A 631-nucleotide genomic window follows, 5' to 3' on the forward strand; every position below is an offset into this window, starting at 1 on the left:
GGACTCAAGTACAGCGTCGACCATATGGGCGAGCATATTGGTGACGAAGCGGAGTTCCTTGAGATGAACAAGCGGTTCCATGACATCATTGCCCATGGTTCCGGCAACGTAATGTTCGGCTATCTCGTGGAGTCACTGCTCGGCATGCTCGACGGAAGCGCGATCGGCATCGACTACCCGGAGCATCGCAGGATTGCTGTCCACGAGGCTCACGCCAGCATCTATGAGGCAATTGCGGCCCGCGACCCGGAAGCGTCCGCAAAGGCCATGCACGACCACATCACGGCCTATGCCCGCTACGCGGAACGAAAATTCCCCGAACTGCTGGACACACCGATTTCATGGACGGTGCGCTAGCTGCAGTAGGCAGAGGCCGGTCACCGGAAGGAATTCACTATGAAATCCGATACAGACACAAGTCCCGAAAGGTACGGGCAGAAGGCCTCCGGAAGCTTCGAGGAGCTGTGCTCATTACTGCGGCCGCGCCCACAAGGTAACGGCAGATATATCGGCGGCCCCCGGCCTTCCATTGGGGTGTGCCGTACGGAGGATTGTTGGTAGCGCAGGCCCTGGCCGCCGCTTCGGCGGACGGACCGGACGGCATTTGGGTCCGGAGCCTTCACGCTTACTT

The 631-nt window shown here is 59.7% G+C and carries 1 protein-coding gene; it reads left to right on the forward strand.

Translation table 11 applies throughout. The features are described 5' to 3' along the window. On the forward strand, positions 1-357 hold a 357-nt coding region (locus tag AC5RVV_RS17835; protein WP_494002686.1), incomplete at its 5' end, for a FadR/GntR family transcriptional regulator. Positions 358-631: the final 274 nt, after the last annotated feature.

Source organism: Arthrobacter sp. MDT2-34-1, assembly GCF_059091365.1.